At 67.9% G+C, this 19856-nt stretch carries 19 protein-coding genes; 7 read left to right on the forward strand and 12 right to left on the reverse strand.

Features of this window, described 5'->3' with window-relative positions; genetic code table 11:
- Nucleotides 1-74: 74 nt before the first annotated feature.
- The 6 genes from VD964_RS23035 to VD964_RS23060 all read left to right on the forward strand — a co-directional run bounded on the left by VD964_RS23035 (nt 75) and on the right by VD964_RS23060 (nt 6959).
- Complete coding sequence (locus tag VD964_RS23035) at nt 75-1283, forward strand: ABC transporter substrate-binding protein (protein WP_324870836.1); 1209 nt, start codon at nt 75-77, stop codon at nt 1281-1283.
- A gap of 235 nt (nt 1284-1518) precedes the next feature.
- Nucleotides 1519-2406, forward strand: coding sequence for a branched-chain amino acid ABC transporter permease (locus VD964_RS23040; protein WP_324870837.1), 888 nt, complete (start codon nt 1519-1521; stop codon nt 2404-2406).
- Nucleotides 2407-2442: 36 nt separating this feature from the next.
- Nucleotides 2443-3384 (forward strand): branched-chain amino acid ABC transporter permease, encoded by a 942-nt coding sequence (locus VD964_RS23045; protein ID WP_324870953.1) that lies wholly within the window; start codon nt 2443-2445, stop codon nt 3382-3384.
- A 383-nt stretch (nt 3385-3767) separates the two neighbouring features.
- The gene (locus VD964_RS23050; RefSeq protein WP_324870838.1) at nt 3768-5183 is read left to right on the forward strand and encodes a sigma-54 interaction domain-containing protein; all 1416 of its coding nucleotides are present in this window, start codon (nt 3768-3770) and stop codon (nt 5181-5183) included.
- Between the two features lie 113 nt (nt 5184-5296).
- A complete protein-coding gene (locus VD964_RS23055) occupies nt 5297-6109 on the forward strand; it encodes an IclR family transcriptional regulator (protein WP_324870839.1) in 813 nt (270 codons plus the stop codon).
- Nucleotides 6110-6305: 196 nt separating this feature from the next.
- Nucleotides 6306-6959, forward strand: a complete 654-nt coding sequence (locus tag VD964_RS23060) for a MarC family protein (RefSeq protein WP_324870840.1) — start codon at nt 6306-6308, stop codon at nt 6957-6959.
- A 3-nt stretch (nt 6960-6962) separates the two neighbouring features.
- On the opposite strand, the gene paaK is transcribed toward VD964_RS23060, so the two are convergent.
- The 12 genes from paaK to VD964_RS23120 form a co-directional block, all read right to left on the reverse strand.
- Entirely contained in the window at nt 6963-8288 is a 1326-nt protein-coding gene (gene paaK, locus VD964_RS23065) for a phenylacetate--CoA ligase PaaK (RefSeq protein WP_324870841.1), read from the reverse strand.
- A gap of 62 nt (nt 8289-8350) precedes the next feature.
- Nucleotides 8351-9559: a 3-oxoadipyl-CoA thiolase gene (gene pcaF / locus VD964_RS23070; protein WP_324870842.1), complete on the reverse strand. Its 1209-nt coding sequence runs from the start codon at nt 9557-9559 to the stop codon at nt 8351-8353.
- Nucleotides 9560-9627: 68 nt separating this feature from the next.
- A complete protein-coding gene (gene paaI, locus VD964_RS23075; RefSeq protein WP_324870843.1) occupies nt 9628-10062 on the reverse strand; it encodes a hydroxyphenylacetyl-CoA thioesterase PaaI in 435 nt (144 codons plus the stop codon).
- Entirely contained in the window at nt 10059-11735 is a 1677-nt protein-coding gene (gene paaH, locus VD964_RS23080; RefSeq protein WP_324870844.1) for a 3-hydroxyacyl-CoA dehydrogenase PaaH, read from the reverse strand. Before paaH ends, paaI begins: the two co-directional genes overlap by 4 nt.
- Nucleotides 11735-12526 (reverse strand): 2-(1,2-epoxy-1,2-dihydrophenyl)acetyl-CoA isomerase PaaG, encoded by a 792-nt coding sequence (gene paaG, locus VD964_RS23085; RefSeq protein WP_324870845.1) that lies wholly within the window; start codon nt 12524-12526, stop codon nt 11735-11737. Before paaG ends, paaH begins: the two co-directional genes overlap by 1 nt.
- Nucleotides 12523-14202: a phenylacetic acid degradation protein PaaN gene (gene paaN / locus VD964_RS23090; protein ID WP_324870846.1), complete on the reverse strand. Its 1680-nt coding sequence runs from the start codon at nt 14200-14202 to the stop codon at nt 12523-12525. Before paaN ends, paaG begins: the two co-directional genes overlap by 4 nt.
- A 41-nt stretch (nt 14203-14243) precedes the next feature.
- The gene (gene paaE / locus VD964_RS23095; protein ID WP_324870847.1) at nt 14244-15323 is read right to left on the reverse strand and encodes a 1,2-phenylacetyl-CoA epoxidase subunit PaaE; all 1080 of its coding nucleotides are present in this window, start codon (nt 15321-15323) and stop codon (nt 14244-14246) included.
- A gap of 163 nt (nt 15324-15486) precedes the next feature.
- Nucleotides 15487-16008, reverse strand: a complete 522-nt coding sequence (gene paaD / locus VD964_RS23100; RefSeq protein WP_324870848.1) for a 1,2-phenylacetyl-CoA epoxidase subunit PaaD — start codon at nt 16006-16008, stop codon at nt 15487-15489.
- Between the two features lie 7 nt (nt 16009-16015).
- Nucleotides 16016-16780 carry a 1,2-phenylacetyl-CoA epoxidase subunit PaaC gene (gene paaC, locus VD964_RS23105; RefSeq protein ID WP_324870849.1) on the reverse strand — a complete coding sequence of 255 codons (765 nt, stop codon included), beginning with the start codon at nt 16778-16780 and terminating at the stop codon, nt 16016-16018.
- A 15-nt stretch (nt 16781-16795) separates the two neighbouring features.
- Entirely contained in the window at nt 16796-17083 is a 288-nt protein-coding gene (gene paaB, locus VD964_RS23110) for a 1,2-phenylacetyl-CoA epoxidase subunit PaaB (protein WP_014189511.1), read from the reverse strand.
- Between the two features lie 26 nt (nt 17084-17109).
- Nucleotides 17110-18123: a 1,2-phenylacetyl-CoA epoxidase subunit PaaA gene (gene paaA / locus VD964_RS23115; protein ID WP_324870850.1), complete on the reverse strand. Its 1014-nt coding sequence runs from the start codon at nt 18121-18123 to the stop codon at nt 17110-17112.
- A 378-nt stretch (nt 18124-18501) separates the two neighbouring features.
- Nucleotides 18502-19329, reverse strand: a complete 828-nt coding sequence (locus VD964_RS23120; RefSeq protein ID WP_324870851.1) for a Crp/Fnr family transcriptional regulator — start codon at nt 19327-19329, stop codon at nt 18502-18504.
- Between the two features lie 252 nt (nt 19330-19581).
- Here VD964_RS23120 and VD964_RS23125 point away from each other — a divergent pair, with 252 nt between their 5' ends.
- Nucleotides 19582-19827 carry a hypothetical protein gene (locus VD964_RS23125; protein WP_324870852.1) on the forward strand — a complete coding sequence of 82 codons (246 nt, stop codon included), beginning with the start codon at nt 19582-19584 and terminating at the stop codon, nt 19825-19827.
- Nucleotides 19828-19856: the final 29 nt, after the last annotated feature.

Raw genomic sequence — 19856 nt, forward strand, 5'->3', positions numbered from 1 at the left:
GGCTTGCCCGAACGGGGCCGGAATTTCCTGCACGGGACCGGCCGACAATAAAACCAAGAGGGAGAGACCTTCCGATGCGCACGCTTCTTCTCGCCGGCACCGCCCTGCTGACGCTGGTAGGGACCGCGATTCCGGCCGCGGCCCAGGTGTCGGACAACGTCATCCGCATCGGCGTGATGAACGACCGTTCCGGCATCTACGCCGATCTGGCCGGCGAGGGATCCGCCATCGCCGCACGGATGGCGGCTGAGGAGTTCGGCAACAAGGTCGCCGGCGCCGCCGTCGAGATCGTCGTCGCCGACCACCAGAACAAGGCCGACATCGCCGCGTCGAAGGCGCGCGAGTGGGTGGACACCGGCGGCGTCGACGTGATCGCCGACGTGCCGAACTCCGCCGCCGCGCTGGCGGTGCAGGGCATCACCAAGGACAAGAAGCGCATCTTCCTGATGTCCGGCCCGGGCGCCACGGCGCTGAGCGGCGCGCAGTGCAGCCCCTACGGCTTCCACTGGACCTACGACAACTACGCCATGGCCGCCGGCACCGGCCGCGCCCTCTACGAGCAGGGCAAGAAGAAGTGGTTCTTCGTGACCGCCGACTACGCCTTCGGCCAGTCGCTGGAGGAGGAGACCACCAAGATGGTGAAGTCGCTGGGCGGCACCATCGCCGGTGCGGTCCGCCATCCGCTCGGCACCGCCGACTTCTCCTCCTTCCTGCTGCAGGCGCAGGGGTCGGGCGCCGACGTGATCGGGCTGGCGAACGCCGGCGGCGACACCATCAACGCGGTCAAGCAGGCGGCGGAATTCGGCATCACCCAGTCGGGCCAGAGCCTGGCCGGCCTGCTGCTGTTCATCTCCGACGTGAATGCACTGGGGCTGCAGTCGGCCCAGGGCCTGATGCTGACCACCGGCTTCTACTGGGACATGGACGACCAGACCCGCGAGTGGTCGAAGAAGTTCGAAGCCAAGGCCGGCAAGAAGCCGACCATGGTGCAGGCCGGCGTCTATTCGGCGGTGAAGCATTACCTGAAGTCGGTCGAGGCGGCGAAGACCGACGAGGCCGACAAGGTGTCCGCCAAGATGCGCGAGATGCCGGTCGAAGACATGTTCGCCAAGAAGGGCAAGATTGCCGCCAACGGCCGCATGTTCCACGACATGTATCTGGTCCAGGTCAAGACCCCGGCCGAGTCGAAGGCGCCCTGGGACTACTACAAGGTCGTCAAGACCATCCCGGCCGAAACGGCCTTCTTGGACCCGAAGCAGAGCGGCTGTGCGCTGGTGAAGTGAGGGGGCGGGGGTGCGTGCGCGTTGCCCCCTCCCTAACCCTCCCCCTCTTCGAGGGAGAGGGGACTGCCGCTGCTTCGGCATTTACGTTTCGCTGACAAGCGTCCTACCCCCCTCTCCCGCGATCGGACCGGCCTTAGGCCGGCCGAGGGCGGGGGAGGGATGGGGAGGGGGCAATCGGCGGCAACCACTCGACCAAAACCAAGAACAACAACCACGAACGGGGAGAGACGCGGATATGTTCAGCCTGCTGGGAGTTCCGCCCCAAGTTCTGTTCGGGCAGCTTCTGCTCGGCCTGATCAATGGTTCCTTCTATGCGCTGCTCAGCCTCGGGCTGGCGGTGATCTTCGGCATGTTGAACGTCATCAACTTCGCCCACGGCGCGCTGTACATGGTCGGCGCCTTCGTGGCGTGGCTGCTGCTGACCTATGCCGGGATCGGTTACTGGGGGGCGCTGGTGCTGGCGCCGGTGGCGGTCGGGCTGCTGGGCATCCTGCTGGAGAAGTCGATGCTGTCGCGGCTGTACAAGCTCGACCATCTCTACGGCCTGCTGCTGACCTTCGGGCTGGCGCTGATCCTGGAGGGGGCGTTCCGCCACCAGTACGGCGTGTCGGGCCAGCCCTATCCGATCCCTGCCGCCCTCCAGGGCGGGCAGAACCTGGGCTTCATGTTCCTGCCGAACTATCGCGCCTGGGTGGTCGTCGCCTCGCTCACCATCTGCTTCGGCACCTGGTTCGCCATCGAGCGCACCAAGCTGGGCGCCTATCTGCGGGCGGCGACGGAGAATCCGACGCTGGTGCAGGCCTTCGGCATCAACGTGCCGGTGATGGTGTCGCTGACCTACGGCTTCGGCGTGGCGCTGGCCGGGCTGGCCGGCGTGCTGGCGGCGCCGATCTATCAGGTCTCGCCGCTGATGGGGACCAACCTGATCATCATCGTCTTCGCCGTGGTGGTGATCGGCGGCATGGGATCGATCCTGGGCGCCATCGTCACCGGCCTGGGGCTGGGGCTGCTGGAGGGGCTGACCAAGGTCTTCTATCCCGAGGCCTCCAACATCGTCGTGTTCGTCGTGATGGCGATCGTTCTTCTCATCAAGCCCGCGGGCCTCTTCGGACGGGAGCGCTGATCCATGACCGTCGCCAGCAACGCCACCACCATCGCCATGCGCGGGTCCTCCCGCGGCACCGGCACCGTCCTGATCGCCGCCCTCCTGCTGCTGATCGCCGTCGCGGCGCCCTTCGTGCTGTATCCCGTCTTCCTGATGAAGGTGCTGTGCTTCGCGCTGTTCGCCTGCGCCTTCAACCTGCTGATCGGCTTCGCCGGCCTGCTCAGCTTCGGCCATGCCGCCTTCTTCGGCGGCGCGGCCTACATCGCCGCCCACACGGTGAAGGTCTGGGGCTGGGCGCCGGAGTTCGGCCTGCTCGCCGCCACCGCGGTGGCCGGGGCGATGGGGCTGGTCTTCGGCCTGATCGCCATCCGCCGGCAGGGCATCTATTTCGCCATGATCACGCTGGCGCTGAGCCAGATGATCTTCTTCCTGGCGCTGCAGCTGCCCTTCACCCATGGCGAGGACGGCATCCAGGGCGTGCCGCGCGGTGTCCTGTTCGGGCTGTTCGACCTCAACCAGCCGCTGACCATGTACTACACCGTGCTGGTGATCTTCGTCGGCGGCTTCGCCCTGATCTGGCGCACGGTGCATTCGCCCTTCGGCCAGGTGCTGAAGGCGATCCGCGAGAACGAGCCGCGCGCCGTCTCGCTCGGCTACCGCACGGACCGCTACAAGCTGGTCGCCTTCGTGCTGTCGGCCTCGCTGGCCGGGCTGGCCGGCGGAACCAAGGCCATCGTCTTCCAGCTCGCCAGCCTGACCGACGTGACGTGGCAGATGTCGGGCGAGGTGGTGCTGATGACGCTGCTGGGCGGCATGGGCACGCTGCTGGGGCCGGTGGTCGGCGCCGGCTTGGTGGTGACGCTGGAAAGCTATCTCGCCTCCACCAGCCTGCCGGTGCCGGTGGTGATCGGCTGCATCTTCGTCGTCTGCGTCCTCGTCTTCCGCCGCGGCATCGTCGGCGAACTGATGGCCCGCCTGCCGAAGCGGGGGCACTGAGTCTACCGTCCATTTCCGCGAACTTCCCCAGGGGGGGGGCCGGAAGGTCCCCCTCCTTTTTCCGTCTTCCTGCCCGTTTGGGTTGAAAGTCACGAAGAAGGGAGGGATATGGCGGAGGATGTAGAGAACAGGTCCGGGTTGCCTTTTTAAAAATGCGTCCCGTCTTGCGATGCCGTCAAGCTCTGGTCTGATGAACGGGTGCGGATCGACCCCACGCACCCGCCCGATCCTGCGCGCCTTCCCTTTAATCCGACGGATGGGCTACTATGTTGACCTCTGATATTGTTGGCAAATTGCGCTGCAATGCAGCAGGCCCCAAAGCGGGCATCGCAAGGGGCCTCGACACCGGGACGACGAAGATCGGTCCCGTTTGGGAGGGTGACGTGGGCGACACCGTCGATTTCGAAGCGTTGCGCCAGCGCGCGGTGCACTCCCTGTTCGAACACCTGGAATCCATGTGCGTCGGCGCCGTCGCGGTCGACCACAATGGCCGCATCGCCTGGATGGACGAGAAGTACAAGGCGCTGCTGGGCGTTCCCGGCGATCCGCGCGGCCGGCAGGTGGAGGACGTCATCCCCAACAGCCAGCTGCGCCGGGTGATCGAGAGCGGCCAGCCCCAGCCGCTGGACATCATGGAGTTCGACGACCGGTCCTTCGTGGTGACGCGGATGCCGCTGTTCGGCACGGACGGGTCGATCATCGGCGCCATCGGCTTCGTGCTGTTCGACCGCGCCGAATATCTGCGCCCGCTGGTCCGCAAATACGAGAAGATGCAGGAGGAGCTGACCCGCACCCAGCAGGAGCTGGCGCATGAGCGCCGGGCCAAATACTCTTTCTCGCAGTTCCTGGGCGCCAGCGAATCCATCCGCGAGATAAAGCGGCTGGGCCGCCGCGCCGCCCAGATGGACAGCACCGTCCTGCTGCTGGGCGAGACGGGGACGGGCAAGGAACTGCTGGCCCAGGCCATCCATTCCGCCAGCCCGCGGGCGTCCAAGCCCTTCGTCGGCGTCAACGTCGCCGCCATCCCCGAAACCCTGCTGGAGGCGGAGTTCTTCGGCGTCGCCCCCGGCGCCTATACCGGGGCCGACCGCCGCCACCGCGAGGGCAAGTTCCAGCTGGCCAACGGCGGCACCCTGTTCCTGGACGAGATCGGCGACATGCCGCTGCCGGTCCAGGCCAAGCTGCTGCGCGTCCTGCAGGAGCGGGAAATCGAACCGCTGGGCTCCAACAAGGTGGTGCGGGTCGATGTGCGCATCATCGCCGCCACCAGCCGCGACCTGCACGCCCTGGTGCGCGAGAAGCAGTTCCGCGCCGACCTCTATTACCGGCTGAACGTGGTGCCGATCACCCTGCCGCCGCTGCGCGACCGGCCGGAGGATATCGAGAGCATCGCCGACCGCATCCTGGAACAGCTGGCGATCCAGCAGGGCACGCCGCCGCGCGAGCTTCTGGAGTCGGCGGTGCAGGTGCTGCGCGACTATGACTGGCCGGGCAATGTGCGCGAGCTTTACAACACGCTGGAGCGGGTGGTGGCGCTGACCGACGCGCCGATCCTGACGGCACCGCATATCCGCAGCGTGCTTCCCGGCATGCAGCATCCGGCCGGCGCCTCGGCCCTGCCGCTGGCGGCCGGCGCGCGGCCGTTGCAGGAGGTGCTGCACGCCGCCGAACGCCACGCCATCGCCGCTGCGCTGGAAGAGGCCAACGGGGTGAAGGCGCGGGCCGCGAAGCTGCTGGGCATTTCGCGCGCGTCGCTGTACGAACGCATGGTGACGCTGGGGCTGGGGGCGACGCAGTAGGCGCCGGCATAGGCCTGCGGTCATAAATTTCGCATTGTGAAACGCTGTTTCATTGACCTGCCGTCCGCCCGCTGGCAGGATCGTCCCGCAACGGTTTGCGGGAGGATTGGGTCATGCGCAGGCGGGAAGAGGCTCTGGTCGCCGACGATCTGGCGGAGGACGAGAAGGACCCGCGCTTCGTCACGGCACTGGCCCGTGGGCTGGAATTGCTGCGCGCTTTCCGCCGTAACGAATCGATGCTGGGCAACCTGGAACTGGCGCAGCGCACCGGCTTGCCGAAGCCCACGGTGTCGCGGCTGACCTACACGCTGGCCAAGCTGGGCTATCTCGCCTACGACCAGAACACCGGCAAGTACCGGCTCGGCACCTCGGTGCTGGCGCTGGGCTATGCCAGCCTGTCCGGCATGGGCATCCGGCAGGTCGCCCGCCCGCTGATGCAGGAACTGGCGGACCAGACCGGGCTTGCCGTGGCGCTGGGCGGGCGCGACCGGCTGAGCATGATCTATCTGGAATGCTGCAAGGCGACCGGCCCGATCACCCTGTCGCTCGACGTCGGCTCCCACATCAAGCTGTCGACCACCGGCATGGGCCGCGCCTATCTGGCCGCCTTGCCGGAGGCGGAGCGCGCGCCCCTGATGGCGAAGCTGGAGGAGCATGAGGGGGAGCGCTGGCCCGAAATCCGCGACGGCATCCTCCAGGCCATCGAGGATTACCGGACGCGCGGCTATTGCCGATCCATCGGTGCCTGGAAGTCGGAAGTGCATGCCGTCGGCGTTCCCTTTGTGCCGCGTGACGGGTCGCAGGTGCTGGCCTTCAACTGCGGCGGGCCGGCCTTCATGGTCGACCTGAAGAAGCTGGAGGAGGAGTTCGCGCCCCGGCTGGTGGCGATGGTCCGGCGGATCGACGCGACACTGTTCAACGGGTGAGAGTGGGGGGACACCGAATTTAAATCGGGAGCAGCCGTTTACCCCTACGGATGCCCTTCTCCCGCAAGGGGAGAGGGGCTTCAGCAGTCGATCAAACCCAAATGCAATTGCCCCGATGCCAGGAACAACGCCGCCCTTGCCAGCATTGCCGCGTCCCAGCTAACTGTTCGGACGGCCGACCGACATCCCGGATCCCATGCTCGACAGTTTCCTGCTCGCCTTCACAGCATTGTTCTCCATCGTCAATCCGCTCGCGATGGCGCTGATCTTCAGTCAGGTGACGGCGGACAGCAGTCCGCGCGACCGGGCGCGGCTGGCCGGGCTGGTCAGCCTCTATTCGGCCATCGTCATGCTAACCGCGCTGTGGGCCGGCGCCTATGTGCTGAATTTCTTCGGCGTGTCGATGGCGGCGCTGCGGATCGCCGGCGGCTTCGTAGTGGCGGAGCGTGCCTGGGCGCTGCTGACCGCGCCGGAACGGCACGAGGCGCGCAAGCAGGAACAGGCGGCCGGCGACGGCGACGGGTTGGCGGAATCGGCCTTCTTCCCGATGACGATTCCCTTCACCACAGGGCCGGGCACCATTTCGGTCGCCATCGCTCTCGGCTCCACCCGCCCGACGCGGGGCGGCGGGCTGATCGAGTTCTTCCTGGGCATGTCGGGGGCGGCGCTGGCGATCGCCGCGCTGATCTGGCTGTCCTACCGCTCCGCCGACCGCATCGTCGCCTTCCTGGGGCCGACGCGGGTGCGGGTGCTGACCCGGCTGTTCGCCTTCCTGCTGTTCTGCGTCGGCGTCCAGATCCTGCTGACCGGTGTTCTGGACGCCTTCCCGCTGCTGTCGCAGAAGGGCTGAGCGTCAGCTTTTCGGACGCAGGTCCTGCACCCGCTTGGCCTTGCCGATGGAGCGGGCGATGCCGCCGGGTTCCACCACCTCGACGCGGGTGCTGATGCCGATCAGCGACTTGATGGAATGCTGCAGGTGCTTGGCGTGGCCGTCCCACTCCGACGGGTGGATGTCGTCATGCATCTCCACCCGGACGGCGAGATTGTCCATGTGGCCGTCGCGGCTCACCACCAGCTCGTAATGCGGGGCGAGAGCCGGAATCTTGCAGATCAGCTCCTCGACCTGGGTCGGGAAGACGTTCACGCCGCGGATGATGAGCATGTCGTCGGAGCGGCCGGTGATCTTGTCCATCCGCCGCATGCCGCGCGCCGTCGGCGGCAGCAGCCGGGTCAGGTCGCGGGTGCGGTAGCGGATGACCGGCATGCCCTGCTTGGTGAGCGTGGTGAAGACCAGCTCTCCATAGGAGCCGTCGGGCAGCACCTCGCCTGAGTCGGGGTCGATGATCTCGGGATAGAAATGGTCTTCCCAGATCACCGGGCCGTCCTTGGTCTCCACGCATTCCGACGCCACGCCCGGACCCATCACCTCCGACAGGCCGTAGATGTCGACGGCGTGGATGTTGAAGGTGCGCTCGATCTCCTCGCGCAACGCGCCGGTCCAGGGCTCGGCGCCGAAGATGCCGACGCGCAGGCTGGTGCTGCGCGGGTCGATGCCCTGGCGGCGCATCTCGTCGGCGATGTTCAGCATGTAGGACGGCGTCACCATGATGATGGTCGGCTTGAAGTCTTGGATCAGCTGGACCTGCTTCTCGGTCTGGCCGCCCGACATCGGGATGACGGTGCAGCCCAGCCGCTCCGCCCCGTAATGGGCGCCGAGGCCGCCGGTGAACAGGCCGTAGCCATAGGCGATGTGCACCCGGTCGCCGCGCGTGCCGCCCGCCGCCCGGATGGAGCGGGCGACGACCTCCGCCCACACGTCGATGTCGCCCTTGGTGTAGCCGACCACCGTCGGCCGCCCGGTGGTGCCGCTGGAGGCATGGACGCGCACGATGTCCTCCATCGGCACGGCGAACATACCGAAGGGATAGGCTTGGCGCAGGTCGTCCTTCACGGTGAAGGGAAACAGCGCCAGATCCTTCAGCTCCTTGAAGTCGTCGGGATGGACGCCCTTCGCCTCGCACTTGGCGCGGAAGGAGTCGACGTTGGCGTAGGAGTGACGCAGCGACCATGCCAGCCGCTCCGTCTGCATCGCGACGATCTCGTCACGGCTGGCGAACTCGTAGCGGTCCATGCCGGCTTTCGCGCCGTTGCTGACAGTGGCGTCGGTCATGATGGACATGGTGCGCTTCTCCCCTTCGTTCCGGTTCCCGGCGCTTGGCGGCCGGTGATGCCCTTATCCGTTCAGACCCGCTCCACCAGCATGGCGATGCCCTGGCCGACGCCGATGCACATGGTGCAGAGCGCGCGGGCCGCCTTGCGGTCCTCCAGCTCCATCACCGCGCCGGCGACCAGACGGGTGCCGCTGGCGCCCAGCGGGTGGCCGAGCGCGATGGCGCCGCCGTTGGGGTTCACATGCTCGGCATCGTCGGGCAGGCCCAGCATGCGCAGCACGGCGAGGCCCTGGGCGGCGAAGGCCTCGTTCAGTTCGATCACGTCGATGTCGCCGATGGAGAGGCCGAGGCGGGCCAGCAGCTTCTGCGTCGCCGGGGCCGGGCCGATGCCCATCACGCGCGGCGCCACGCCGGCCACCGCGGTGCCGACGACGCGGGCGCGCGGGGTCAGGCCGTAGCGCTTCACCGCATCGGCCGAGGCCACGATCACGGCGGCGGCGCCGTCATTGACGCCCGACGCGTTGCCGGCGGTGACGCTGCCGCCTTCCTTGCGGAAGGGGGTGGAGAGCTTGGCCAGCGCCTCCAGCGTGGTGTCGGGGCGCAGATGCTCGTCGGCGGCGATTACCGTCGGCTCGCCCTTGCGGCGGGGGATGCTGACCGGCACGATCTCGCGGGCGAGGCGGCCCGATTTCTGGGCGCGGCCGGCGCGCTGCTGGCTGCGGACGGCGAAGGCGTCCTGGTCGGCGCGGGAGATGGCGTAGTCGGCGGCGACGTTCTCCGCCGTCTCCGGCATGCTGTCGATGCCGAACTTCGCCTTCATCAGCGGATTGACGAAGCGCCAGCCGATGGTGGTGTCGAAGATCTCGGCCTGACGGGAGAAGGCGCTGTCGGACTTGCCCATGACGAAGGGGGCGCGGGTCATGCTCTCCACCCCGCCAGCGACGATCAGCTCCGCCTCGCCCGCCTTGATGGCGCGGGCGGCCATGCCGATGCTGTCCATGCCGGAGCCGCAGAGGCGGTTGACGGTGGTGCCGGGCACCGCGTCGGGCAGGCCAGCCAGCAGGGCCGCCATGCGGGCGACGTTGCGGTTGTCCTCGCCGGCCTGGTTAGCGCAGCCGAGGATCACGTCGTCCACCGCGGACCATTCGACGCCGGGGTTGCGTTCCATCAGCGCCTTCAGCGGCACCGCCGCAAGGTCGTCCGGGCGCACCGGGGCCAGCCCGCCGCCGTAACGGCCGAAGGGGGTGCGGACGGCATCGCAGATGTAGGCTTCACGCATGGTTCGCTCCAGAAACTAACAGATGGGGATCGTGGGCGTGGCCGCCAGGGGCAGCGCCTTCGGTGGATTCAGGCCACCGGGATCACGGTCCCCGCGATGCGCGCCGACTGGCCGCGGAACAGGCCGACCACCGTGCCGTCCTGTTTGGTGACGGTGACGTCGTAGACGCCGGAGCGGCCGCGCTTGTGGACCTCGCGGCATTCGGCGGTCAGCACGTCGCCCAGCTTGGCCGGGGCCGGAAAGGTGATGGAGCAGCCCGCCGCCACCGTCACCTCGTTCGCCGCGTTGCAGGCATAGGCGAAGGCGGTGTCGGCCAGCGTGAAGGTCATGCCGCCATGGCCGATGTCGTGGCCGTTCACCATGTCCTTGCGCACCGTCATCGCCATGCGGGAATAGCCGGGGGCGATCTCCAGCAGTTCGATGCCATGGGCCTGGGCGCAATGGTCGCGCTCGTACATGCCGCGGCCGACCGCTTCGGCGAGGCTTTGGGGGTCGGTGGTCATGCGGGCAGGTCCTTGTTTCCCCCTCTCCCCCCTGGGGAGAGGGTTGGGGTGAGGGGGATGCGCGGCGTGGAGTCGGTGGTGAAGCTGGAGTGTCCGCCACTTGCGGAGCCACGCGACGCGCCCCCCTCACCCTGACCCTCTCCCCGGGGGGGAGAGGGGATTTGGGCGATTTGGGCGGCGGAGATCCTCCGGCGCAGCAGAGCCGACGCGCGGTAGCGGTCCTCGCCGTAGGTGCGGGCCAGCGCGTCGAGCACGGCCAGCACATGGGGCAGGCCGATGCGGTCGGCCCAGGCCAGCGGACCCAGCGGGTAGTTCACGCCCTTGGTCATCGCGATGTCGATGTCGGCGGCGCTGGCGACCCCCTGCATCGTCGCGTCCGCCGCCTCGTTGGCGAGCATGGCGACGGTGCGCATCACCACCAGACCGGGGGCGTCGTCGATCACCGACACCGCCTTGCCCAGCGCCTGGAACAGCCCGGCGGCGATGGCGAGCGCCTTGGCCGGCGTTCCGTCGGCGGGGGCCAGCGCGACGCGGGTCGCCTTGGTGTAATCCAGCGCGAGGTCGAACAGCACCAGCGGAGCGATACCCTCTTCGGCCGCGCGGGCGGTGGCGGTGCGGCCGTCGGTCAGGGCCAGCGTGACGCCATCGACGACCAGCACGCCGGGGCCGGGCGCTTCCTCGACGGCGATTCCGGCCTCGTGCAACAGCCCGACCAGAGAGGCGGCGGGGCCGAGGTCGCCCTGCACGGTGACACGCTGCGGCTTGGCGCCCGGCTCGGCGCTGCACGGCACCGGCTTGGCTGCGCCGGGGCTGTGGTCGTAAAAGCCGCGGCCGGTCTTGCGGCCGAGACGCCCGGCCTCGACCAGTTCCTGCTGGATCAGCGAGGGCTGGAAGCGCGGATCGCCGAAATAGGCGGCGTGGACGGAGCGGGTGACGGCGAAGTTCACGTCATGGCCGATTAGGTCCATCAGTTCGAACGGCCCCATGCGGAAGCCGCCGGCCTCGCGCACCACGGCGTCGATGGTGGCGGGGTCGGCCGCCTGCTCCTGCACCAGCCGCAGCCCTTCGGCGTAGAAGGGGCGGGCGACGCGGTTGACGATGAAGCCGGGGGTGGAACGGCAGCGTACCGGGCTCTTGCCCCAGGCCTTGGCGGTGTCGAACAGCGTGTCGAGCACCGTTACGTCGGTCGCCAGCCCACTGACGATCTCCACCAGCGCCATCAGAGGCGCCGGATTGAAGAAGTGCAGGCCGGCCAGCCGTTCCGGCCGCCGCACCCCGGCGCCGATGGCGGCGACCGACAGCGACGAGGTGTTGGTGGCGAGGATGGCGTCCGCGCCGACGATGCCCTCCAACTCGGCGAACAGGCGGCGCTTGACGTCGAGATCCTCGACGATGGCCTCCACCACCAGACCGGCGGGGGCGAGGTCGGACAGGCCGTTCACCGCGCGCAGCCGGTCCACGGTGGCGTCGCGCTCCGCCGCGGTGCGCTTGCCCTTTTCGACCAGCGCGGTCAGCGCCCTGGCGATGGACTCGACGGCGGCCTGGGCGGCACCGGGGCGGGTGTCGACCACCAGGACCGGATGGCCGGCCTGTGCCGCGACCTGGGCGATGCCCTGGCCCATGGCGCCGGCCCCGACCACCGCGACGGTGATGGAGGGATCGAGCGCCGCCATCACCGCCCCTCGAACTTCGGGGCGCGCTTTTCGACGAAGGCGGCGACGCCCTCACGATAGTCCTGCGTGCGGCCGGCCTCGCGCTGGAGGTCGCGTTCCAGGTCGAGCTGGGTGTCGAGATCATTGGCGGAGGAGGCGTTGAGCGCCTGCTTGATGAGGGCCAGACCGCGCGTCGGCTGGGTGGCGAGCTGGCGGGCGAGCGCGCCGGCCTCCGCCATCAGCTTGTCGTCGTCCACCGCCTTCCAGATCATGCCCCAGGCTTCCGCCTGCTCGGCCGTGACCTTGTCGCCCAGCATGGCGAGGCCCATGGCGCGGGCATGGCCGACCAGACGCGGCAGAGTCCAGGTGCCGCCGCTGTCGGGGATCAGCCCGATCTTGCAGAAGGCCTGGATGAAGCTGGCCGACCGCGCCGCCAGAACGATGTCGCAGGCGAGAGCGATATTGGCGCCCGCCCCGGCGGCGACGCCGTTGACGGCGCAGACCACCGGCATCGGCAGGGCGCGCAAGGACCGGACCAGCGGGTTGTAGTTGGTCTCGATCGACACGCCGAGGTCGGGCCCCTGGGCGCCCGGCGCGACGGCGCGGTCGGACAAATCCTGCCCGGCGCAGAAGCCGCGCCCGGCGCCGGTCAGCAGCAGGCAGCGCACGGCCTTGTCGTCGCGCACCTCGCCGACGGCCTCGCGCAGTTCCTCATGCATAGCCGCGGTGAAGCTGTTCAGCCGGTCGGGCCGGTTCAGCGTGACGGTGGCGACGCCGTCGGCGATGTCGAGGAGGATGGCTTTGTCGCTCATTGCGCGGCCTCCAGAACCGGAACGCGGCTCTGCACCACGCGGAAGCGGTTGGCGACGAAGGCGAGGTCGCACAGCGCGGCGTTGGCCGCCGGGTTGGCGCCGGTGCCGTGGAAGTCGCTGAAGGCCGCCGACTGGTTGACGAAGACGCCGCCGGTCAGGTTGACCGACAGGGCGACGCCGGCCTCGACGAACAGGTCGGTCGCCTGCTCGATCAGCTGCGGGTCGGTGCTGTAGAGGCCGGTGGTCAAAGCGCCCTTGGTGCGGGTCAGGCGGGCGGCGCGCTCCAGGCTGTCGGCGGTGCCGTCGGTCTTCACGATGATGGAGATCGGGCCGAACAGCTCATGGCCGTACTTGTCCTCGTCGGCCGCATCCATGGTCAGGATCAGCGGCGTGCGGATGCGGGCATTGGGGAATTTCGGATGGGCGATGGTGCGCGACGGCAGCACGACGATGCCGAGCTTGGCTGCCTCGTCGATGCGGGCGAGCGTGGCGTCGGACTGGATGGCGCCCAGCACCTCCACCGCGCGTTCCGGATCGGACAGGAACTTGTCGACGCCGCCGGCCAGCGCCGAGACGACCTGATCGAAGCTCATGCGGTCGGGACCGGCCTGGATGCCGTCCTTGGGCACGAAGATGACCTGGGTCGTCGTGCACATCTGCCCCGAATAGAGGCTGAGCGTGAAGGCGAGGTTGCGCACCATTCCCTTGGGATCGTCGGTGCCGTCGATCACCACCGTGTTGACGCCGGCCTTCTCGGTGTAGACCTGGGCCTGACGGGCGTTCTGCTCCAGCCAGTCGCCGAAGCCGGTGGAGCCGGTGTAGTCGATCACCGCCACCTCAGGCCGCAGCGCCAGATCCTTGGCAACGGTGTCGCCGATGGCGAGCGTGACGAGGTTGGGGTCGAGCCCGCACTCCGCCAACACCTCGCGCGCGATCTTCACGGTGATGGCGAGCGGCAGGATGGCGGTCGGGCCGGGCTTCACGATCACCGCGTTGCCGGTGACGAGGCTGGCGAACAGGCCGGGATAGCCGTTCCAGGTCGGGAAGGTGGCGCAGCCGATGACCAGCCCGACGCCACGGCCGACCACCTCGAAGCGCTTGTCCATCACCAGCGGCGGGTTCTTGCCCTGCGGCTTCTCCCAGCGCGCCGCCGGGGTCTGGTCGGTCATCGCCTTCCAGCCATAGGCGACCGCCTCCAGCCCGCGGTCCTGGGCGTGCGGGGCGCCGGCCTGGAAGGCCATCATGAAGGCTTGGCCGGTGGTGTGCATCACCGCGTTGGCGATCTCGAAGCTACGCGCGTTCAGCCGCTTCAGGATTTCCAGGCAGACGCCGGCCCGGCCGTTCGGTCCTGCCTTGCGCCAGCCCGGCATCGCCGCCTTGGCCGCCCTCACCAGCGCCTCGACGTCCGACACCGGATAGGTGATGCCGAGGTCGAAGCCGAAGGGCGAACGCTCGCCATCCACCGTACCGGTCACGCCGGGCTGGTCCAGTTCGAAGGGCTTGTCGCGGTATGCCGCGAAGGCTGTCTCGCCATCCGTCGCCGCCGTCTCGCCATAGGCGCGCGGGCTCGGCATTTCCGGGAAGGCCGACCAGTAGGCGCGGCTGCGGCAGGCCTCAACGGCCTTCTGAAGCGTGGCCTCGTGCGTCTCGAACAGCGCTTGCGGGGTGGTGGTCATGGCGGGGCGTTTCCTTTTTCTCGTTGATTAGGCGGCGTTGGTCAGGCGGCGTCGAAGTCGATGACGACCCGTTCGGTCAGCGGGCGCGACTGGCAGGTCAGGACATAGCCGGCCTCGACCTCCCACGGTTCCAGGGAGTAGTTCTCGGCCATCTCCACCTTGCCTTCGCGGATCTTGGCGCGGCAGGTGCAGCAGACGCCGGACTTGCAGGAATAGGGCAGGTCGGCGCCATGCCGGTGGGCGGCCTCCAGGATGCTTTCGCCGTCGTAAGGCAGCGTGAATTCCTTGCGCTTGCCGTCCTGCAGGATGGCGATGGTCGCGGCATCGGTGGGCGTGTCGGTCGCCACCTTCCTGACGGTCGGGCGCGCGGCGGACGTGGTGCCGAACAGCTCGACATGGATGTTGGCGGGCGGCGTGCCGCAGCCGGCCAGGGCGTCGCGCACCTCCTCCACCATCGGCTGGGGGCCGCAGAGGAAGGCGGCGTCGATGTCCTCGGCTTTCAAAGGCCCGGCGCACAGTTCGCGCACCAGCCCGGCGCCGATCCGGCCGCCCAGCAGCCCGGCCTCTTCCGGTTCGCGGCTCAGCACATGGTGGATCACCAGCCGGCCGATGAAGCGGTTCTTCAGGTCCTCCAGCTCTTCCCGGAAGATGATGGAGGAAACGGTGCGGTTGCCGTAGACGAGGACGAAACGGCTCTTCGGCTCCTGCGCCAGCACAGTCTTCAGGATCGACATCACCGGGGTGATGCCGCTGCCGGCGGCGAAGGCGACATAGGTGCGCGCCGCGTCCGGGTCGATGGGGGTGTGGAAGCGCCCCATCGGCGTCATCACCTCCAGCACCGCGCCGGGGGCCAGCGATTGATTGGCGTGGGTGGAGAACAGGCCGCCATCGACCTTCTTCACCGCGACGCGCAGCTCGCCGTCACCCACGCCGGAACAGATGGAGTAGGAGCGCCGCACCTCCTCGTCCCCGATGTGGGTCTTGAGGGTGAGATACTGGCCCTGGACGAAGCGGAAGCGGTCGGCGAGATCGGCCGGCACGTCGAAGGCGATCGAAACGGTGTCCGCCGTCTCCCGGCGGCACTCGCGGATGGTCAGCGGGTGGAAGCTGGGGGTGGTCATGGGGTGGTCCTTGGTCGGGCCAGTTGAGTGGTTGAAGCGTTTGCCCCCTCCCTAACCCTCCCCCACCTTCGGTGGGAGAGGGGACTGCCGCCGATTTGGGGCGTGCTCCCTCTCCCGCGAAGCGGGGGAGGGTTGGGGAGAGGGCAAAGGCCGCCGCCACTCATCAATGGCATTTGAACACGTCGAACGGTTCGAGGCAGGCGTTGCAGGCGTGCAGCGCCTTGCAGGCGGTGGAACCGAAGCGGCTGATCTGGCGGGTGTCCGTAGAGCCGCAGCGCGGGCAGGCGATCACCTCGTCCGGTGCCGTCAGCGACCGCTTGCCGGAATGTGGCGGCGGGACGATGCCGACCTCGGCCAGCTTGTTCCGGCCGGCGTCGCTGATCCAGTCGGTCGTCCAGGGCGGGGCGATCACCACCGAGACGCGGGCGTCGAGTTTGGCGCGGGCCAGTGCCGTTTCCGTCTCCAGAACGATCACGTTGGTCGCCGGACAGCCGGAATAGGTGGGCGTCAACGCCACCGACAGCCGCCCGTCCGCGTCGGCGGACACCGCGCGGACGATGCCGAGATCGACGATGCTCAGCACCGGGATCTCCGGATCCATCACCCCGGCCAGCGCGTCCCAGGCAGCCTTCACGACCGCATCGGCGCCCGGCTCCGGTCCCCAGCAGCCTGCTGCATCCGGCATCTCGCCCTCACCACGTCGCGTCGGGATAGGCGCGCGGCAGGAACTGCATCTCGGCCAGCAGATAGCCCAGATGCTCGCTGTGCTCGCCGCGTCGGCCGCCCTTCTGCATCCAGCCATCGGCCGGGCGGTCGAGCGTCGCCTCATCAAGCACCGCTTCGACGCGCGCGGTCCAGGCGGCCTTCAACTCGGCCGGGTCGGGGAGGATGCCGGCGGCGACCAGCGCCTGTTCGGCCTCGTCGCGCTCGAACATCTCGCCGGTGTAGGGCCACAGGCGGCCCAGCGCGTCGGCGACCTTGGCATGGCTGACGTCGGTGCCGTCGCCCAGCCGCACCAGCCAGTCGCCGCTGTGGCGGACATGGTAGCGCACCTCCTTCACCGCCTTGGCGGCGATGCCGGCGAGCGTGGCGTCCGTCGAGGCGCAGAGCCGCTCGTACAGCTCCACCGCCCAGGCGTCGTGCAGGAACTGGCGGACGATGGTGTGGCCGAAGTCGCGGTTGGGCTGCTCGACCAGCAGATGGTTGCGGTAGTCGAAGACGTCGCGCCGGTAGGCGAGGCGGTCCTCGTCGCGGCCCTTGCCTTCGAGTTCACCGGCGTAGGTCAGCAACATGCGGGCATGGCCGACGAGGTCGAGCGCGACGTTGGTCAGCGCGATGTCCTCTTCCAGCTCGGGCGCATGGCCGCACCATTCCGACAGCCGGTGCCCCAGCACCAGCGACGTGTCGCCCAGCCGTAGCGCGGTGGCGAACAGGGCCTCTTTGAGATCCGTGCTCATCAGATGTTCTTCCGGCTAGATATTTTTGACGTCTGCGGGGATGTCGTAGAAGGTCGGGTGGCGATAGACCTTGTCGTCGGCCGGATCGAACAGGCTGGCCTTCTCCGACGGGTCGGACGCCGCGATGCTGGCGGCAGGGACCGCCCAGATGCTGACGCCCTCGCCGCGGCGGGTGTAGACGTCGCGGGCATTGTCCAGCGCCATGCGGGCGTCGGCGGCGTGCAGGCTGCCGACATGCTTGTGCGACAACCCGTTCTTCGGCCGGATGAAGATCTCGAACAGCGGCCAGTCCTTACGGTCCATCGTCTCTTCCCCTCGGTATTCTTGTGTCAGCCGGCCTTCTTCAGGGCGCGCTGCTTGCGTTTGGCGGCATGGGCGGTGGCGGCCTCGCGCACCCAGGCGCCATCGTCCCACGCCTTGCGGCGGGCCTCGATGCGCTCGCGGTTGCAGGGGCCGTTGCCCTTCAGGATCTCGTTGAACTCGGTCCAGTCGATGGCGCCGAATTCATAGTGGCCGGTCTCGGCGTTGAAGCGCAGTTCCGGGTCCGGGATGGTCAGGCCCAGGAACTCCGCCTGCGGCACGGTGGCGTCGACGAAGCGCTGGCGCAGCTCGTCGTTGGAGAAGCGCTTGATCTTCCAGGCCATGTTCTGGGCGGAGTGGGCGGACTGGTCGTCCGACGGGCCGAACATCATCAGCGACGGCCACCACCAGCGGTTCAGCGCATCCTGCGCCATCCGCTTCTGCTCCGCCGTGCCCTGGGCCAGCGCCAGCATCAGCTCATAGCCCTGGCGCTGGTGGAAGCTCTCCTCCCGGCAGATGCGGACCATGGCGCGGGCGTAGGGGCCGTAAGAGCAGCGGCAAAGCGGCACCTGGTTCATGATCGCGGCACCGTCCACCAGCCAGCCGATGGCGCCGATGTCGGCCCAGGTCGGGGTCGGGTAGTTGAAGATGCTGGAGTATTTGGCCTTTCCCGACAGCAGCTGCCCGACCAGCTCGTCGCGCGACACGCCCAGCGTCTCGGCGGCGCTGTAGAGGTAGAGGCCGTGCCCGCCCTCGTCCTGCACCTTCGCCAGAAGGGCCACCTTGCGGCGCAAGGTCGGCGCGCGGGTGATCCAGTTCCCTTCCGGCAGCATGCCGACGATTTCCGAATGGGCGTGCTGCGAGATCTGGCGGACCAGCGTGCGGCGGTAACCCTCCGGCATCCAGTCGCGCGGCTCGATCTTCTCTTCGGCGTCGACGCGCTCCTGGAAGCGGCCCTGGAGAGCGGCTTCCTGTTCCGTCACCAGCCGGGGAGACGGTTGAGCGCCCTGCTCGGTCTTGGCATCCAAACCTTGCGTGTACATCGGCATCCCCGAGATGGATTGCGCGTCCAGCGAACAATTTCTCAAGGAAAAATATGATACAGATCAACGACTGTAAAGTGGAATTGTGTGTCGCTTTTGGAGTGGGGTGAGGGGTCCGTAAAAATACGAGATTTTTCAAATGCTTAGTTTAATGAATGGCAGCGCGTCTTGGGCCGCTGTCCGTTGAGAATAGACGCGCCGAGGCATCCCCCGATACAAGGACGATGTGGTTTTGCAAATTCTGTGCGGTGCAGAATGGGGAGGTCGAAGGGGGAGAGGCTCTGCCGCGGGAATGGCTGATCAAAGCCGTAGGATAATCCCCTCTCCCCAGGAGAGAGGGGGATTGGTGCCGGTGAGAAGGTCCGAGAGACTGGAAACTTATGCCTTCGGGCGGTCTTCGCCGTCCGGGCGGGCGCCGTTGTGGTGATGGGGCGCGCCGGAGAAGGCGCGTTCCAAGCGGCGGGGCGCGCGGATCAGGTGGAGGTACAGTTCGTCGAACTGGCCGACGGAGGCGAGCTGGCGCACGTCGTTGACGGTGATGCGCTGACCGTTCAATTCGATCAGGCCGCTGTCGCGCAGGCGGCGGAGGGTGCGGTTGATGTGGACGATGCTCAGCCCCAGCGCGTCGGCCAGGATTTCCTGCGTCACCGGCAGCACGAAATGCCCGTCGGTCGCCATGTTGACGATGCTGAGCCGGCGCAGAAGCTCCACGATCAGGTGGGCGGTGCGCTCCAGCGCAGTGCGCCGGCCCAGGCTGAGCAGGCGTTCGGCGACGATGGCCTCCTCCCGCGCGCCGGACCAGGCGAGGGCGGCGGCAAGGCGGGGAAAGGAGCGGAAAAGCTCGCCGATCCGTTCGGGCGGGAAACTCGCCACCTCCACCGCGGTCAGGGTGGTGACGCTGTGGTCCGCGGATTCGAACAGCGTGCAATACATGCCGATGAGATCGCCGGGCAGCACGAAGTTAACCACCTGGCGCCGTCCGTCCGGCAAGGCTTTGTGACGAATTGCCCAGCCGTCGCGTATGATGCGGACATCCCGGTATCTTTCGCCCTGCTGGAGAAGATCCGTCCGGGGCGGCTCGCGCACGATCGTCCTTTCCAAATCAGAAAGGTACGATTTCTCCTCATCCGACAGAACGAGGTAGCTGCTCAATTTGAGCCACAATGGAGTGGGCTCGAGGGCGCGGCTCGCCGGGGCGCGAGTCATGTTCGTCTCTTTGCCTTCTTTGTCCTAATATTAGCGCCTTGATGAACGGATGCGCAGTTCAACCGGTTCCGCGTCGTATCGAACGTTTAAGGCTTTCGGAAAAAGGGGCTACAACATAGGTTAATAGGCCGGATATTTTTCTCGAATGTGGTGTGACGCGCCACAGACCCCGCTGTTGTTCCTATGCCTTTTGCGATGTCGGATGGGCAGCGCCGACGCCGGGGCAGTGCAAGGAACAAACGGACGGGGGGCATGATGACGGCGGAGGAAGAGGCGGCGGGCATGGCCGCTCTCTCGATTTGTGAATCGCTGGTGATTGCAATGGTTGAAAAGGGCCTCCTCACGCCCGAGGAGGCACGGGGCGCGCTGGAAGACGCGGCGGCGGCCCATCTGCGGCAGGAGATACGAGACCCGGCACGCCGCCAGGAGATGGCGGTGCGTGCCATAGAGCGGCTCGCCCTCCAGGTCGATGCCGCAGGGCAATCCCAGCGCGGGTAGCGTGCCGAAGGCAGGAAGCGGCCGGCCGG

The sequence above is a fragment of the Azospirillum sp. genome, from assembly GCF_035628975.1.
In the GTDB taxonomy this organism is placed as follows: Bacteria; Pseudomonadota; Alphaproteobacteria; order Azospirillales; family Azospirillaceae; genus Azospirillum.

What these genes read in the sequence shown, in the direction of transcription:
- VD964_RS23035 (WP_324870836.1), top strand. Translation starts at nt 75, where the DNA reads ATGCGCACGCTTCTTCTCGCCGGCACCGCCCTGCTGACGCTGGTAGGG.
- VD964_RS23040 (WP_324870837.1), top strand. Translation starts at nt 1,519, where the DNA reads ATGTTCAGCCTGCTGGGAGTTCCGCCCCAAGTTCTGTTCGGGCAGCTT.
- VD964_RS23045 (WP_324870953.1), top strand. Translation starts at nt 2,443, where the DNA reads ATGCGCGGGTCCTCCCGCGGCACCGGCACCGTCCTGATCGCCGCCCTC.
- VD964_RS23055 (WP_324870839.1), top strand. Translation starts at nt 5,297, where the DNA reads ATGCGCAGGCGGGAAGAGGCTCTGGTCGCCGACGATCTGGCGGAGGAC.
- VD964_RS23060 (WP_324870840.1), top strand. Translation starts at nt 6,306, where the DNA reads ATGCTCGACAGTTTCCTGCTCGCCTTCACAGCATTGTTCTCCATCGTC.
- paaK (WP_324870841.1), bottom strand. Translation starts at nt 8,288, where the DNA reads ATGTCCATCATGACCGACGCCACTGTCAGCAACGGCGCGAAAGCCGGC.
- pcaF (WP_324870842.1), bottom strand. Translation starts at nt 9,559, where the DNA reads ATGCGTGAAGCCTACATCTGCGATGCCGTCCGCACCCCCTTCGGCCGT.
- paaI (WP_324870843.1), bottom strand. Translation starts at nt 10,062, where the DNA reads ATGACCACCGACCCCCAAAGCCTCGCCGAAGCGGTCGGCCGCGGCATG.
- paaH (WP_324870844.1), bottom strand. Translation starts at nt 11,735, where the DNA reads ATGGCGGCGCTCGATCCCTCCATCACCGTCGCGGTGGTCGGGGCCGGC.
- paaG (WP_324870845.1), bottom strand. Translation starts at nt 12,526, where the DNA reads ATGAGCGACAAAGCCATCCTCCTCGACATCGCCGACGGCGTCGCCACC.
- paaN (WP_324870846.1), bottom strand. Translation starts at nt 14,202, where the DNA reads ATGACCACCACCCCGCAAGCGCTGTTCGAGACGCACGAGGCCACGCTT.
- paaE (WP_324870847.1), bottom strand. Translation starts at nt 15,323, where the DNA reads ATGACCACCCCCAGCTTCCACCCGCTGACCATCCGCGAGTGCCGCCGG.
- paaD (WP_324870848.1), bottom strand. Translation starts at nt 16,008, where the DNA reads ATGCCGGATGCAGCAGGCTGCTGGGGACCGGAGCCGGGCGCCGATGCG.
- paaC (WP_324870849.1), bottom strand. Translation starts at nt 16,780, where the DNA reads ATGAGCACGGATCTCAAAGAGGCCCTGTTCGCCACCGCGCTACGGCTG.
- paaB (WP_014189511.1), bottom strand. Translation starts at nt 17,083, where the DNA reads ATGGACCGTAAGGACTGGCCGCTGTTCGAGATCTTCATCCGGCCGAAG.
- paaA (WP_324870850.1), bottom strand. Translation starts at nt 18,123, where the DNA reads ATGTACACGCAAGGTTTGGATGCCAAGACCGAGCAGGGCGCTCAACCG.
- VD964_RS23120 (WP_324870851.1), bottom strand. Translation starts at nt 19,329, where the DNA reads ATGACTCGCGCCCCGGCGAGCCGCGCCCTCGAGCCCACTCCATTGTGG.
- VD964_RS23125 (WP_324870852.1), top strand. Translation starts at nt 19,582, where the DNA reads ATGATGACGGCGGAGGAAGAGGCGGCGGGCATGGCCGCTCTCTCGATT.